The organism is Natribaculum luteum, from assembly GCF_023008545.1.
GTDB classification, from domain to species: Archaea; Halobacteriota; Halobacteria; order Halobacteriales; family Natrialbaceae; genus Natribaculum; species Natribaculum luteum.
Map to the genome: position 1 here is coordinate 2,307,819 of NZ_CP095397.1, position 13,319 is coordinate 2,321,137.

Genomic DNA, 13,319 nt, shown 5'->3' on the forward strand with positions numbered 1-13,319 from the left:
AAGACGCGCAGAATACAAGTCTTCCCTGCGCTATCGCGACAGGTCGCTCGCGGAGATCGTCGGTGCTCACTCGAGTCTGTCTCGCTGGCTGCCACTGCCGGATGGGGACTACCGTCCAGCGCGCGGACACGACTCGTGTGTGGCGTCCTGTCATACTACCCATTTGCAAGCAACTTCCGTTAAAGTCAAACGACCGGCCACGAAACAGTGTGACATGACTAGCGAACAGGAGCAACAGTCCATTCGATGTCTCGTCGCCAAAGTCGGCCTCGACGGTCACGACCGCGGGGCCCACGTCATCGCCCGGGCGTTCCGCGACGCCGGCTTCGAGGTCATCTACTCCGGACTGCACAAGGCTCCCGACGAGATCGTCCAGGCGACGGTCCAGGAGGACGTCGACGTCCTCGGCATTTCGATCCTCTCGGGTGCACACAACACGCTCGTCCCGAAGATCATGGACGGACTCGAGGAGTACGACGCACTCGAGGACACCATGGTGCTCGTCGGTGGCGTCATTCCGGACGAGGACAAAGACCAGCTAAAAGACGAAGGCGTCGCAGCAGTCTTCGGACCCGGAACGTCGATCGAGGAGACGATCGAATTCGTCCGCGAGAACGCCCCGGAACGATGAACGCCGCCGACGAGCAGTTACTCGAGGACCTCCTGGCCGGCAAACACCGGGCGCTCGCGCGGACCATCTCGAAGATCGAGAACCGTTCGTCGGGCTATCGCGACCTCGTCTCGGAGCTGTACGCCCACACCGGCGACGCCGACGTGATCGGGATCACGGGCAGCCCCGGCGCTGGCAAGTCGACCCTCGTGGACAAACTCGCCGAAGCCTACCGCGAGCGCGGGGAGACGGTCGGGGTCATCGCGATCGACCCGTCGTCGCCGTTTACCGGCGGCGCGGTGCTCGGCGACCGCATCCGGATGGCCTCGACGGTCGGCGACATGGACGTCTTCGTCAGGTCGATGAGCGCCCGCGGGACGCTCGGTGGCCTCTCGACGGCCACGGCGGACGCCGTCAAGGCGATGGACGCGTTCGGCAAGGACAAGATCATCATCGAGACCGTCGGGGCGGGCCAAAACGAGATCGACATCGTTCGCACCGCCGACAGCGTCGCCGTCCTCGTCCCACCGGGCTCGGGCGACTCGGTCCAGACGCTGAAAGCCGGCATCTTAGAGATCGCCGACGTCTTCGTCGTCAACAAGGCCGACCGTCCCGGTGCCGACCGCACGGTCCAGGAGCTCAGAGAGATGATCGAACTCGGTGAGGGAACCGGTTTCGGTGGTGGTGCAGGCCACCACGGCGCGGACGCGATGGACACGGACGCGGACGCGACGGACGTAGACGGCGCGGGCGACGGCTGGACGCCGCCGATCGTCGAGACGGTCGCCACCGAGGGCGACGGCGTCGAGACGTTCATCGACGCGCTGGGCGACCACCGGACGTACCTCGAGGAGTCGGGGATACTCGCCGAACGGACGCGACAGCGCTACGCCGAGGAGATTCGAACGCTGCTTCGCGAAGACGTCCACGCCATGCTCGAGGACGAACTCGAGCGCGCTGGCGGTGTCGACGGCCTCGCCGAAGCGGTCCGACGGGGTGAGACGGACCCGTACGAAATCGCCGGCGGCGCGCTCGACCCCGTCGAAACGTGTCTCGACGAACTCGAGTACGAGTCGCTCGAACTGCCGTCTGAGTAGTCGTGTCGCCGATTCGGCCGGTAGCCGCTCGAACGGTCGTCTGTAACCCGATTTTCTCGCCGAGATCCGCGGTTCTAAGGCCGTCGTCGTCCAACGGGAGCGTATGAAGCTCCGTACGGCACTCACGACGGGCGTCGGTGCAGTCGGCGCGGCGGTCGTCGGGAACAGACTGCTCGCCAGCCGGGCCGGCGACCTCGAGAACCCGCTTCCAGGCGTCGAACGGACCTACCGCTGGCGGGGGATGAACGTGGCGTACACGGTTGCCGGAGATCCAAACGACCCCGACGTCATGCTCGTCCACGGGCTCAACGCGGCGGCGAGTAGTTACGAGTTCGAGCCGATCGTCCGGAACCTCGCCGAGAACTACCACGTTATCGCGGTCGACCTCCCCGGATTCGGCCGGTCGGACCGTCCACCGCTCGTCTACGACGCCGACCTCTACACGGCGTTCCTCCGTGCGTTCGCTGGCGACGTGACCGACGAGCCGATCGTGATCGCCTCCTCGCTTTCCGGGTCGTTCGCGGCGACGGCGGCCGCCGACGCCGACGTCGATCGCCTCGTGCTGATCTGTCCGACCGCCGAGACCACGAGCGACCGCCCCTGGGTACGGACGCTCCTCCGGACACCCGTCGTCGGGACGGCGCTTTTCAACCTGCTCGCGAGCGAACCATCGATCCGCCTCTTTCTCGACCGCGACGGCTACTACGACGCCGACAGCGTCGACGACGAGGAAGTCGACTACGCCTGGCGCAGCGCCCACCAGCCGGGCGCGCGCTTCGCCCCCGCATCGTTCGCCGCCGGCACCCTCGACCCCGACGTCGACCTCGAGACCGAACTCGCGGCCCTCGAGATTCCCGTCACGCTCGTCTGGGGTCGCGACGCCGAACTCGTCCCGCTCCGGGACGGCCGCAACCTCGCCGAGGCCGCCGACCTCGACCTCGTCGTCGTCGACTACGCGACGTTGCTTCCCCACGCAGAACACCCCGAACAGTTCCTCGAGTACCTCGAGGCGGAACTGCCTCGAGCGACGGACTAGTCCTGCGTTCTCGGCGTGGCAGCGAGGCGTCCTCGCGCCTGTATCTGCAGGTCGAAACGGTACCCGTACGCGGACCGTATCACTCGAGGATCGAGCATGAATGACCGAGACGACGCGCCTCCTGGAACCTCCCCGGACGAGATCGACGAGGACGCCAGGCCGTCGAAACAGGAACCGGACGCGGAAGCGATCGAGGAACCGACTCGGGACAGCAAACAGGAGGCGAGAGAAACAGCCTGGATGATGAAAGAGGGGACGACGATCGGCGTCGTCTCGATTCTCGCCGTTCTCCTGCTCGCGCTCGCACTCATGCAGGCGACCGGGCTGGTCGACCTCATGGCACCGCTCGCGGACACCCAACTCGGGCAGTGGGGCGCGTTCGCCGCTCTCGCGCTCGTCGTCGCCGCGGTCTTCGCGTGGAGCCGCTGGGGGGTCTGACACTGCTGGTTGGAACTGGTTCCTGGGAGGATGCCGCAGAACCGTTCACCGGCCCTTTCTGCGACTAACCGACGATCAGTGCAGACGAAGGACGTAGCGCGACGGATTGTGATCTCTCCATCCCCTGCCAGAAACCGCATGCGGGATTTTCATAGGAGGATGAGTTCAGCACGGCGGGTTCGTTTGTTTCACGCTCTTCATTCCGAAGCAGGCGCTCAGATTGAACGAGAACTACGCCTACGAACGACCGGAGACGATAGAGTGGAACAAGGGACTGGTTACGGTGATCCGTTGCTTCGGATTGGTTTACCTTCTTATCGCGCTCAGCGCACTCTCCAACCGAAACCGGGATATTGACAGCTCCTGATCGGTGAACCGAAACACTTCACACCTGTACGTAACACCGAAATTTGGCAGATCATGTGGCCAATATACGCCCTGAGTTCAGCACACAGCACATGAGTTATCCAACTCTTGTCAGAAACGATGTGACCGACTCAGAGGCTACGGCGCACGTACCCTACCAAAGGTGAAGAATGCTCGCCGCAACCCCTGACCCCATGACAGGAGCGGACGACGAGGCCAACAGCCTCGAGGCGGCGTTGAATCTATCCAATCATATCTCGTCGTCTATCTCCCGCATTTCCCACACGGTCGTGGCTGCCAGGGAAAACATGAGTGACCTGACCCCAGCGAAATCCCAGGATCTATCGTCTCGAACTCACCCCGACTGCTCGGCGCGGGTCATCTGCCACGTACCGCATCGGCCCGTTGCACGTCGTGTTCGAGCCGATCTGCGTATTCCAGCCGGAGTCGCCGTGCGTCGTCTCGGGACACTGGGGCACGGCCCTCGATCTCATGTGTGACCGGGTGGTACGCGTCGACGTCGAATCCCATGCGTTCGAGATATGACCTGACCGACGCCGACGCCAGCCCGTCGCGGATGGCGGCGTTGACGTATCCCAGAACTGCGTCGAACGTCGGGACAACGACGCCGTTTTCTGTTACGCGGCCCTCTTTACCCTCGATTCGCAGCGTCGTCTCGGTGGCGTGGGTCGCGACGGTCGCGATCCAATCGGCCAGGCGGACGACCTGGCTCGGCAGGGAGGTATCCGGTGAACGCCACTCGACGGTCGGAAACTCCTCGCGGAGTTGAACGGGCGTCCAGACGGCACTCTCTGGCTCGAAGTTGAACTCGACGGTTCGGCGGTTGATCCCGGCATCGGCCGCCGCAACCACGAACTCGTCGTAGCGTCGTTCCAGACGCCGTTTCCATTCGTCGGTATCGTCAATGTACGGCCAGAGCCACCCCTGGTGTGGAACGTCGTCGTATGCCATCCAGCGGTAGAGCTTCGACCTGGCACCGGCCGCCAGGTGTCGCCCCTGATAGTAGGGGGACGAATTAACCAGGGCGAGCGCTGGGTCGAGTGCGACGAGTGCGTTTACCTGGTCGGCCTCGTGACCCGGCACTTGCTCGACGTGGACGTGTGTTCCCGCGCAGTGACGAACGTACGAGAAGTCCCCACCGACGACTTGATTCTGTATTCGTGTCCGGTCGCTCTCCAGTTCCCGAACCCGGTCCTCGTTCAACGGCGTGGCCAGCGGAACCAGCCGTTTGCCATCTGTCGCGGCGCGCTCTATCGCTTCGCCGACCCGTTTGAATAACTCGGCACGTAACCCTTCGGTCGTCTCACACGGGGTCGTCTTGATCTCGAGGATCGGCTCGACGAACTCTCGCTCGGTGCCCGACGCCGCCACCATGTGGCCGCTCGGCTCGACGAGGTGGCCCTCCTCGTCGATTACCCAGTATTCGACCTCGATACTTCGTCGTACCGGCTCTGAGTTGTGTGCTAACACGATATCCTCGTTCGGCGCGTCTGTCTCTGTCAGTGCACTCCTCTCCGGGATCGTGGCTGTGCTAACTTTTTACACTATCCGGTGTAGGGTTCATTCACATGAATGTTGTGTGCTATCACAATATCTGCCTCAAATCGTGGACGGGACGATTGTAGGGAATATGTTGGCGGTTTCTGCCCAGCGTTAGGGTAAGCGCCTCGCTAGGCAGGGGGTACACACAGCCTCGGCTACTGGTTCTACCAGTCCGAAAGAAGCGGCCCGATCGAGTCGGTGCTGGCTATGCGCCCTGTAGGTTGCACAGCGGGAAGAAAATCTACCTCAACTGATGGGTTATCGGCGGTATCGTACACCCACGTATCGCCTGGCTCACGGGAACGATAGTGAAAATACTTCGCCGAGAGCAGTTCGATGACACCCCCCGTTCTTGACGCAACTGCAAGCCGATTTGCGGGTGCGCCAGACCGGACGTACGACCGGCGTTGGGGACGGATTCTGCCGACCAGTCTAGTTATCGCGGCCGGAACGCCACGACTCGCTCGCCGTCGGTCTCCGAGGTGATCACGTCGGGTTCGACCGTCAGGCCGGTCTCGACCTCCTCGAGGTCGATCCCGACGACCTGGCCTGTCACCCGGACGGGGCCGAAGTCCGCGACGGCGGTGGCGTATGGCGCGTCGTCCTCGAACGCCGGCGTCGGAACGTGGGTGATCGTGAACGTCTCGAGTTCGCCGGCGTCCGGTAGCGGCCGCTGCTCGAGGTCCGTCGCCCCACACTCGAGACAGACCCGACGCGGCGGCAGCGAGCCGTGTCCCTCGGGACACTCGAGGTAGTAGGGGTCGCCCGACTCGAGGGCGTCGAGCCAGTCGTCGAAGCCGGCGTCTCTGACGTCGCTCATGCGACCACCCCCAGAGCGGCGCTCTGGTGTACTCGCATTCGCTTCCGATGTCCGCTCATGCGACCACCTCCAGTACGTGAACAACCGCACTCGCGACCGTGCCACCCGCGTTGTGCGTGAGTGCGGTCGTCGCGTCGGCGACGTGATCGCTGTTGGCGTGGTCGCCGCGAAGCAGCGAGGTCACTTCGGCGACCTGGGAGACGCCGGTCGCGCCGACCGGGTGGCCCTTCGCTTTCAGCCCGCCGGAGAGGTTGATCGGGTGGTCGCCGTCGGCGGTCGTGCGACCGTCTCGAGCGGCCGCGATCCCCTCGCCGGTCGACTCGAGGTCGAGCGCCTCGAGGGCGAGCACTTCGGCGATCGTAAAGCAGTCGTGGACCTCGGCGAAGTCGACGTCGTCGGCCGTGACGTCCGCGTCGGCGTAGGCCTCCTCGCCAGCGCTGCGGGCGGCTGGCGAGCGCGCGAGGTACTCGCGGTCCTGCAGCGCCATCCGGTCGCCACCCTGCCCCGACCCGGTGATCGCGACGGGTGCGTCGAGGTCGTGTTCCTCGGCGTAGGACTCGCTGGTGATCACGAGCGCCGCTGCACCGTCGGAGATCGGACAGGAGTCGTACAGACCAAGCGGCGAGGCGACCTGCGGTGCCTCGAGGACGTCCGCGACGTCGATCTCGCTGCGGTACTGCGCTTTCTCGTTCGGGACGGCGTTCTCGTGGTTTTTCACCGCGATGTGGGCGAGGTCCTCGTGTTCGCCGCCGAACTCCTCGAAGTACGCCTTTGCCATCAGCGCGTACGCACCGGGGAAAGTCATGCCAGCGCGGACCTCCCAGAGGTCGTCCGCGGCGATCGCGAGCGCTTCGGTTGCGCCGCCGGTTCCGAGGTTGGTCATTCGCTCGGTCCCGCCGACGAGCAACACGTCGTTCTCGCCGTTTCTGACGCGTTTGACGGCCTCGCGAACGGCCATGCCGCCGGAGGCACACGCCGACTCGTATCGCGTGGCCGGCGCGTGGACGCCCGCGGCCTCCGCCATCAGCGGTCCCTGGTGTCCCTGGTGTTCCGACAGTTCGCCCATGAAGTTCCCGTAGAGGACGGCTTCGACGTCGTCTCGAGGGACCCCGGAATCGTCGAACGCTTCGATACTCGCCTCTGCGAAGAGGTCTCGGCCCGTCCGCTCGGGCGTATTCCCGAACGAGGTGAGGCCAACGCCGGCGACTCGTACGTCGCTCATATTCCAACATAGCTGACCGACCCGTTAATACCCCCCGGTTGACATCGGAACGGTGCCAGCATCGACGGCGAAAACGGTCGTTCCACGGGTTCCGTTTCCGCGAGTTTATGGCGCACTCTCCCCAGAATCGGGTATGGACGACGCAGGGTTCGATTTCGAATTACTCGCAGAGCTAACTGAAGAACGCGGCGTTCCTGGGTACGAGGATCGTATCCGCGAACTCGTCCGTCGCGAGTTCGCAGACAGCGTCGACCGGGTTCGCACCGACGCGATGGGGAACGTAGTCGGGACCATCGAATCGCGGGCCGACACCGAAGACGGGGACTACTCCGTCGTCGTCGCCGCGCACATGGACGAGATTGGCTTCATGGTCCGCCACGTTCGCGGCGACGACGACGGCGGCTACGGCTTTCTCGAGCTCGACCCGCTCGGCGGGTGGGACGCACGCGTCCTGAAAGCCCAGCGCGTCACCGTCCACACGGACGACGGCGACCTGCCGGGTGTCATCGGCTCGCCACCGCCACACACCTTGGACGAGGAGGAACGCGAGAAGACGCCCGACGTGGAGGACGTCTACGTCGACCTCGGACTGCCGGCCGACGAGGCCAGAGACCGGGTGTCGCCGGGCGACCTCGTGACGATGGACCAGACCACCGAACGCGTCGGTGAGACCGTCACGGGCAAGGCGCTCGACGATCGAATCTGTCTGTTCGCGATGCTCGAGGCTGCCCGTCGGATCGAAGCGCCGGATGTGACGATTCACTTCGCCGCGACGGTCCAGGAGGAAGTCGGCCTCCGCGGTGCCCGCGCGCTCGGCGTCGACGTCGATCCCGATCTCGCGATCGCCCTCGACGTCACCGTCGCCAACGACGTCCCCGAGTTCGATGAAGGCGAGTACGTCACCGCACTCGGTGACGGAACGGCGATCAAGCTCAAAGACTCGAGCGTCATCACGAACCCCAAAGTCCACCGTCGGCTCCGCGACGTGGCCGAGGCGGAGGAAATCGACCACCAGTTCGAGGTGCTCCCCGCGGGCGGCACCGACACCGCGGGGTTCCAGCATACCCACGGGGCAAAGCCCGTCGGCGCGCTCTCGATCCCGACGCGGTACCTCCACACCGTCACCGAGACCGCCCACGTCGACGACGTCGCCGCGACGATCGACTTACTCGAGGCGTTCCTCGAGAGCGAAGACGGCGGGTTCGACTACACGCTCTAGGCGTCTATCGCCGTTCTGACGGGGCTACTGGTCCCGAATCGGCCGATCGAGAGAGCTGGTAGCGTTGCCGACGGAATCGAAGATTTCAGTAGTGGGGGTTTCTAATCAGGCGAGTATGAACCCACTCGAGGACGACGACCGACTTTCACGCCGGGGGTTTCTCGTCGGGACCGTCGGCGTTGCTGGTGCGACGGCGGCGAGTTCGGCGGCACTCGCACAGGAAGGAAACGAGAGCGACGGGGACACTGGAGGCAACGAAACGGCAGGGAACGAAAGTGAGGGCAACGAGAGCGAAAGCGGCGGCGGTGGCGGTGGTGGCGGCGGCGGTCCGACCAAGACGGTCACGCTCGTCAACTACGCCTTCGAGCCCGCCACCGAGAGCCCGATGCAGATCCAGCCGGGGACGACGGTGAAGTTCGTCTGGGAAACGGACAACCACAACATCGCCGTCGACAGCACGCCCGATGGTGCCAGCTGGGAGGGCCACGAGGCGATCGAGAATTCACCGTTCGAGTACGAACACACCTTCGAAACCGAGGGCACCTACGAGTTCCACTGCACGCCCCACGTCGGGCTCGGAATGACGGGAACGATCGAGGTCACCCAGGACGCCGGCGGTGGCGGTGGCGGCGGCGAGGCCGGTCCGGCGAAACTCGTCCCCGACGGAGCCCTGACGCTGCTGATCGGGACCGTCGCAGGGATGATCTCGACGCTGTCGCTCGTCTACTTCTTCATGCGCTACGGCGGCGAGTACGAGGAGTAAACGACGATACCGTCGTTCGTTCCGTTCGACGCGCGATCACTCGAGCGTGGCAGTTGCCGTCACAGTGCGGATTCGACCTCGTCTACGACTGCGGTGTCGACGAAGACGACGACGTGATCGCCCAGTTCGACGACGGTCTCGCCACGCGGGGAGATCAGCTCTCCGCTTCGGGTGATCGCACCGATGACGACGCCCTCCGGAAGGTTTTCCGTCACGTCCTGGATGCGGTTTCCGAACAGCAAGCTGTCGCGGTCGACCTCGATCTCGAGTACTTCAGCGCGGTCGCTCTCTACGATGTGGACGTTTTCTGTCTGTTCTTCACGGGTAAACCGGGTGATCTCCTCGGCAGTGACGAGTCGGGGATTGATCGCGACGTCGACGCCGACGGTCTCGAAGAGGTCGACGTACTCGCCGTACTCGACGATTGAGAGGGTGAGATCGACGCCGATACGCCGTGCCAGCAACGAGACGAGCAAGTTCTTCTCGTCGCTGTCGAGCGCCGCGACGACGATGTCCGATTCGTCGACGTGTTCGCGGACGAGAAAGTCGATGTCGGTCGCGTCGCTCTCCAAGACGAGCGTGTTCGGCAGCCGTTCGGCGAGTTTACGAGCGCGCTCGGCGTCGCGTTCGACGAGCCGAGGCGAGAATCCCTCCCGTTCGAGCAGTCGTGCCGTCTGGTAGCCGATTTCGCTGCCGCCGACGACGACGACCTCGCTCGCGTCCTCGAGCGTCGGCGCGGGCGTGAGAGCGGTGGCGAAGTCGCGGACGCTCTCGACGCTCCCGATGACGACGACCTCGTCACCGGCGTCGATCGTCGTCTCGCCGCGGGGGATGACGACGTCGTCGTCGCGGATGATCGCGGCGAACGTGAGCGGCTCGAAGCGGTCGGCCTGGGAGACGGTGTCGCCTGCGATGGGGCTCTCCGGGTCGACTTCGAACTCGGCCATGTGTACGAGGCCGTCCGCGAACGTGTCGACGTCGCGGGCACCCGGCAGGCTGGCGATGCGGACGATCGCCTCCGCGGTGAGGAGGTTGGTACACACCATGAAGTCGACGCCGAAGACCCGCTCGGACTGTTCCCAGGTCCGCAGCAGTTGCGTCTGCTTGACGCGGGCGATCGTGAACGGGTCGCCGACCGCCTTCCCCGTTCCGCAGACGACGATGTTCGTCTCGTCGCGGTCCGTACTCGCGATTACCATGTCGGCCTCGAAGATTCCCGCTTCCTCGAGCGTCTCGAGATCGGTTCCGTCGCCCTGGATCGCGAGGACGTCGTGGGAGTAGGTGAGCGACTCGACTCGATCCCCGTCGAGGTCGACGACGACGACGTCGTGTTCGCTGGCGAGACTCGACGCGATGTTCGAGCCCACCTGGCCTGCGCCAACGACGATCACGTGCACGGACGGGCCACCCCCGCCAGCCGGTTCCGCGACATACTCTCACTTTTCCGCCGACGCGTAAGTGGGTTACTGTCACCGGGGGTTTCGGACGCGATACGGCCGGTCTCAGGGTGTCTCGTGGAGCGTCAACTCGACCTGGCGTGACTCGCCCTCGATGTCTGCGACCAGTCGCTGGACGACGCGTTTGGCCTCGGCCAGTAGCCGTGGTTTGATCTTCTCGACCACCCAGCCAAACGAGACGAACAGGGGGAGCGAGACGACGTCTTTATCCGCCGAGTGTGGGTCGTAGACCGCCTCGAAGTAGATTCGACTCGCCGTCTCCTCGCCCGCCGGGGCCGATTCGGGTTCGGGTTCGACGCGCCACTCGCCACGCGCGTCGATGTCTTTGACCAGTCGCCACTCGAGCGACGTCGGCGGAGTCACGTCGGTCACTTCCGATCGGGCGGTGTAGCTGAGCTTCCACCAGGTCAACCGGAGGTCGTACCGGACGCCGTCGCTCCCGTCGCGTCTCGTGACCGACTCGAGGTGGTCGGCGTAGCGCGGATAGTCGGTAAACGACTCGAGATACGGGAAGATCTCCTCGGGAGCGCGATAGACGACGGTGCTGACGAGAATCCTGTCCACAGACGAGCTATCACCGAGCCGAACGTAAGCGTTGCTGTCGCCGTTTCGGTCCGCCGTTCGCTCACCTCGCGGGCCACGACTCGCTACACTTGTATAGCTGCGGCTCACGACGATCCGCCATGTACGACGTACTGATCGTCGGCGGCGGCGTCGCCGGACTCGCCGCCTCGATCTTCACTGCCCGCACGGGACTCGAGACGCTCGTCGTCGACGGGCGGCGGCCGAACGCCTCGACAGAAGACCGACCGAGTGACGGCGAATCCATCCTCGCGCGAAACGCCAGTCTCGAGAACTATCCTGGCCTCCCCGCCGGATTCGACGCTCGCCGCTACCTGCAGCTGACCCGCGAGCAGGCGACGGACGCCGGCGCGTCGTTCGAACCCGGCCGCGTTACGTCGGTCGACCCGTCCGGGGACGGTTTCGTCGTCTCGACGGACGCTGGCGAGTCGCTCGAGACGCGGCGCGTAGTCGCTGCCTCGTGGCCGGACAGTTCGTACCTGGAATCGCTCGAGGTCGAGCGAGAACAGCGCGGGAGCAAGCACGTCGTCGACGTCGACGCGGCGGGTCGGACGGCAGTCGACGGCGTCTACGCCGCGGGTCGGATCGCGGGCGAACCCCACCAGGCGATCGTCGCGGCCGGCCACGGCTCGAAAGTCGCCCTCGCAGTCGTCCACGACGCCGACGTCCCGTTCTACCACGACTGGATCGCACCCGAGGGCTACTTCACCGGCCGCGATCGCGAGGTGCCGCCTGGCTGTGCGGAGATCGACGACGACGAACGCCGCGCACGCGACGAGCGAGCGCGCGAAACGATGCTCGAGCGACTCGCCGAGCCACTCGACGCGACACCGACGATGCACCCGAGCGTCGACGACGATACCTGAACGAGCGCAGTCGCCGCGCAACGTCAACGATTAACCCCTCGGGACTGAATAGGCGATCGAATGCTCGAGGGAGTCAACGTCGCGCTCGGAGTGACGGGATCGATCGCGGCCGTGAAGACAGTCGAACTCACTCACGAACTCCAGCGACACGGGGCCAACGTTCGAGGGGTGATGACGGGGAGTGCACAGGGGATCATCCACCCCTGGGCGCTCGAGTTCGCGACCGAACGCGACGTCGTCACCGAGATCACGGGTGCGGTCGAACACGTCGACCTCTGTGGCTACGAGGGGTGGGCCGACGTCTTTCTGATCGCGCCAGCGACGGCGAACACGGTCGGCAAGATCGCCAGCGCGGTCGACGACACGCCCGTCACGACCTGCGCGACGACCGCACTCGGGTCGGGAACGCCGGTCGTCGCCGCGCCCGCGATGCACGAGCCGATGTACGACCACCCGGGCGTCCTCGAGGCGATCGAGCGCGTCGAGTCCTGGGGCGTCGACTTCGTCGACCCTCGACTCGAGGAGGGGAAAGCCAAGATCGCGAGCGAGGAGGCGATCGTCCTCGAGGTCGCTCGCGCCGTCGGCGATCGGTCGCTCGAGGGCAAACGCGTCGTCGTCACCAGCGGCGCGACCAGCGAGGCGATCGATCCCGTCCGGGTGCTGACCAACCGATCGTCGGGGAAGATGGGACGGGCCGTCGCGAAATCGTGTTACGTCCGCGGTGCCGACGTGACGCTGGTCCACGGCGACGTCGGTCCACACCCGCTCTCGCAGGGATCGTCGCCGCCCGACGGGGCGTCGGTACCCTACGCCGACGTCCACGAGGTCGAGAGCGCCGCCGAGATGCTCGAGGCGACGCTCGAGGCCTGCGAGGATGCAGACGCCCTGCTCTGTGTCGCCGCCATCAGCGACTACACGGTCGAACGGCGACCCGAGAAGATCCGCTCCGGGCAGGACCTCTCGCTCGACCTCGAGTCGACGCCGAAACTCATCGATCGCGTTCGCGACCATCGTCCGAAGTTGCCGATCGTCGGCTTCAAAACCGAGACCTCCGGCGACGACGGTGCGATGATCGACGCCGCACGGGAGACGTTAGAACGGGCCGATCTCGCGTTCGTCGTCGCCAACGACGCGAGCGTGATGGGATCGGATCATACGCGTGCACTCCTGGTCCACGCGAGCGACGTCGCTCAGTTCGAAGGTTCCAAAGCCGGTCTCGCGGGCGAGGTCGCAGCCTCCCTCGCCGTCGTCGTCGGTTGAAGTGACAAAAATTCTTTAGT

The 13,319-nt window shown here is 65.2% G+C and carries 13 protein-coding genes; 8 read left to right on the forward strand and 5 right to left on the reverse strand.

Features of this window, described 5'->3' with window-relative positions; all coding sequences use genetic code 11:
- The first annotated feature begins 214 nt into the window (after positions 1 to 214).
- The 4 genes from MU558_RS11855 (at position 215) to MU558_RS11870 (ending at position 3,181) form a co-directional block, all read left to right on the forward strand.
- On the forward strand, positions 215 to 631 hold the full coding sequence (locus MU558_RS11855) for a cobalamin B12-binding domain-containing protein (RefSeq protein ID WP_246966482.1): 417 nt from the start codon (positions 215 to 217) through the stop codon (positions 629 to 631).
- A complete protein-coding gene (gene meaB / locus MU558_RS11860; RefSeq protein WP_246966483.1) occupies positions 628 to 1,707 on the forward strand; it encodes a methylmalonyl Co-A mutase-associated GTPase MeaB in 1,080 nt (359 codons plus the stop codon). Before MU558_RS11855 ends, meaB begins: the two co-directional genes overlap by 4 nt.
- 103 nt (positions 1,708 to 1,810) lie before the next feature.
- Positions 1,811 to 2,743, forward strand: coding sequence for an alpha/beta fold hydrolase (locus tag MU558_RS11865; RefSeq protein WP_246966484.1), 933 nt, complete (start codon positions 1,811 to 1,813; stop codon positions 2,741 to 2,743).
- A gap of 96 nt (positions 2,744 to 2,839) precedes the next feature.
- On the forward strand, positions 2,840 to 3,181 hold the full coding sequence (locus MU558_RS11870) for a hypothetical protein (protein ID WP_246966485.1): 342 nt from the start codon (positions 2,840 to 2,842) through the stop codon (positions 3,179 to 3,181).
- Between the two features lie 744 nt (positions 3,182 to 3,925).
- Here the strand turns inward: MU558_RS11870 and MU558_RS11875 are convergent.
- The 3 genes from MU558_RS11875 to MU558_RS11885 all read right to left on the reverse strand — a co-directional run bounded on the left by MU558_RS11875 (position 3,926) and on the right by MU558_RS11885 (position 7,152).
- Positions 3,926 to 5,038, reverse strand: coding sequence for a glutamate-cysteine ligase family protein (locus MU558_RS11875; protein ID WP_246966486.1), 1,113 nt, complete (start codon positions 5,036 to 5,038; stop codon positions 3,926 to 3,928).
- A 508-nt stretch (positions 5,039 to 5,546) separates the two neighbouring features.
- Complete coding sequence (locus tag MU558_RS11880; RefSeq protein WP_246966487.1) at positions 5,547 to 5,930, reverse strand: Zn-ribbon domain-containing OB-fold protein; 384 nt, start codon at positions 5,928 to 5,930, stop codon at positions 5,547 to 5,549.
- Between the two features lie 55 nt (positions 5,931 to 5,985).
- Positions 5,986 to 7,152, reverse strand: a complete 1,167-nt coding sequence (locus tag MU558_RS11885; protein ID WP_246966488.1) for a thiolase domain-containing protein — start codon at positions 7,150 to 7,152, stop codon at positions 5,986 to 5,988.
- Positions 7,153 to 7,285: 133 nt separating this feature from the next.
- On the opposite strand from MU558_RS11885, the gene MU558_RS11890 reads away from it, so the two are divergent.
- Positions 7,286 to 8,371: a M42 family metallopeptidase gene (locus MU558_RS11890; RefSeq protein WP_246966489.1), complete on the forward strand. Its 1,086-nt coding sequence runs from the start codon at positions 7,286 to 7,288 to the stop codon at positions 8,369 to 8,371.
- 115 nt (positions 8,372 to 8,486) lie between these two features.
- Positions 8,487 to 9,134, forward strand: a complete 648-nt coding sequence (locus MU558_RS11895; RefSeq protein ID WP_246966490.1) for a plastocyanin/azurin family copper-binding protein — start codon at positions 8,487 to 8,489, stop codon at positions 9,132 to 9,134.
- Between the two features lie 59 nt (positions 9,135 to 9,193).
- Here MU558_RS11895 and trkA read toward each other — a convergent pair whose 3' ends face one another.
- Both trkA and MU558_RS11905 read right to left on the reverse strand, forming a co-directional pair.
- Positions 9,194 to 10,531 carry a Trk system potassium transporter TrkA gene (gene trkA / locus MU558_RS11900; RefSeq protein WP_246966491.1) on the reverse strand — a complete coding sequence of 446 codons (1,338 nt, stop codon included), beginning with the start codon at positions 10,529 to 10,531 and terminating at the stop codon, positions 9,194 to 9,196.
- 105 nt (positions 10,532 to 10,636) lie between these two features.
- The gene (locus tag MU558_RS11905; protein WP_246966492.1) at positions 10,637 to 11,155 is read right to left on the reverse strand and encodes an SRPBCC family protein; all 519 of its coding nucleotides are present in this window, start codon (positions 11,153 to 11,155) and stop codon (positions 10,637 to 10,639) included.
- Positions 11,156 to 11,274: 119 nt separating this feature from the next.
- On the opposite strand from MU558_RS11905, the gene MU558_RS11910 reads away from it, so the two are divergent.
- Both MU558_RS11910 and coaBC read left to right on the forward strand, forming a co-directional pair.
- Positions 11,275 to 12,039: an NAD(P)/FAD-dependent oxidoreductase gene (locus MU558_RS11910; RefSeq protein ID WP_246966493.1), complete on the forward strand. Its 765-nt coding sequence runs from the start codon at positions 11,275 to 11,277 to the stop codon at positions 12,037 to 12,039.
- Between the two features lie 60 nt (positions 12,040 to 12,099).
- Positions 12,100 to 13,299, forward strand: coding sequence for a bifunctional phosphopantothenoylcysteine decarboxylase/phosphopantothenate--cysteine ligase CoaBC (coaBC, locus tag MU558_RS11915; protein WP_246966494.1), 1,200 nt, complete (start codon positions 12,100 to 12,102; stop codon positions 13,297 to 13,299).
- Positions 13,300 to 13,319: the final 20 nt, after the last annotated feature.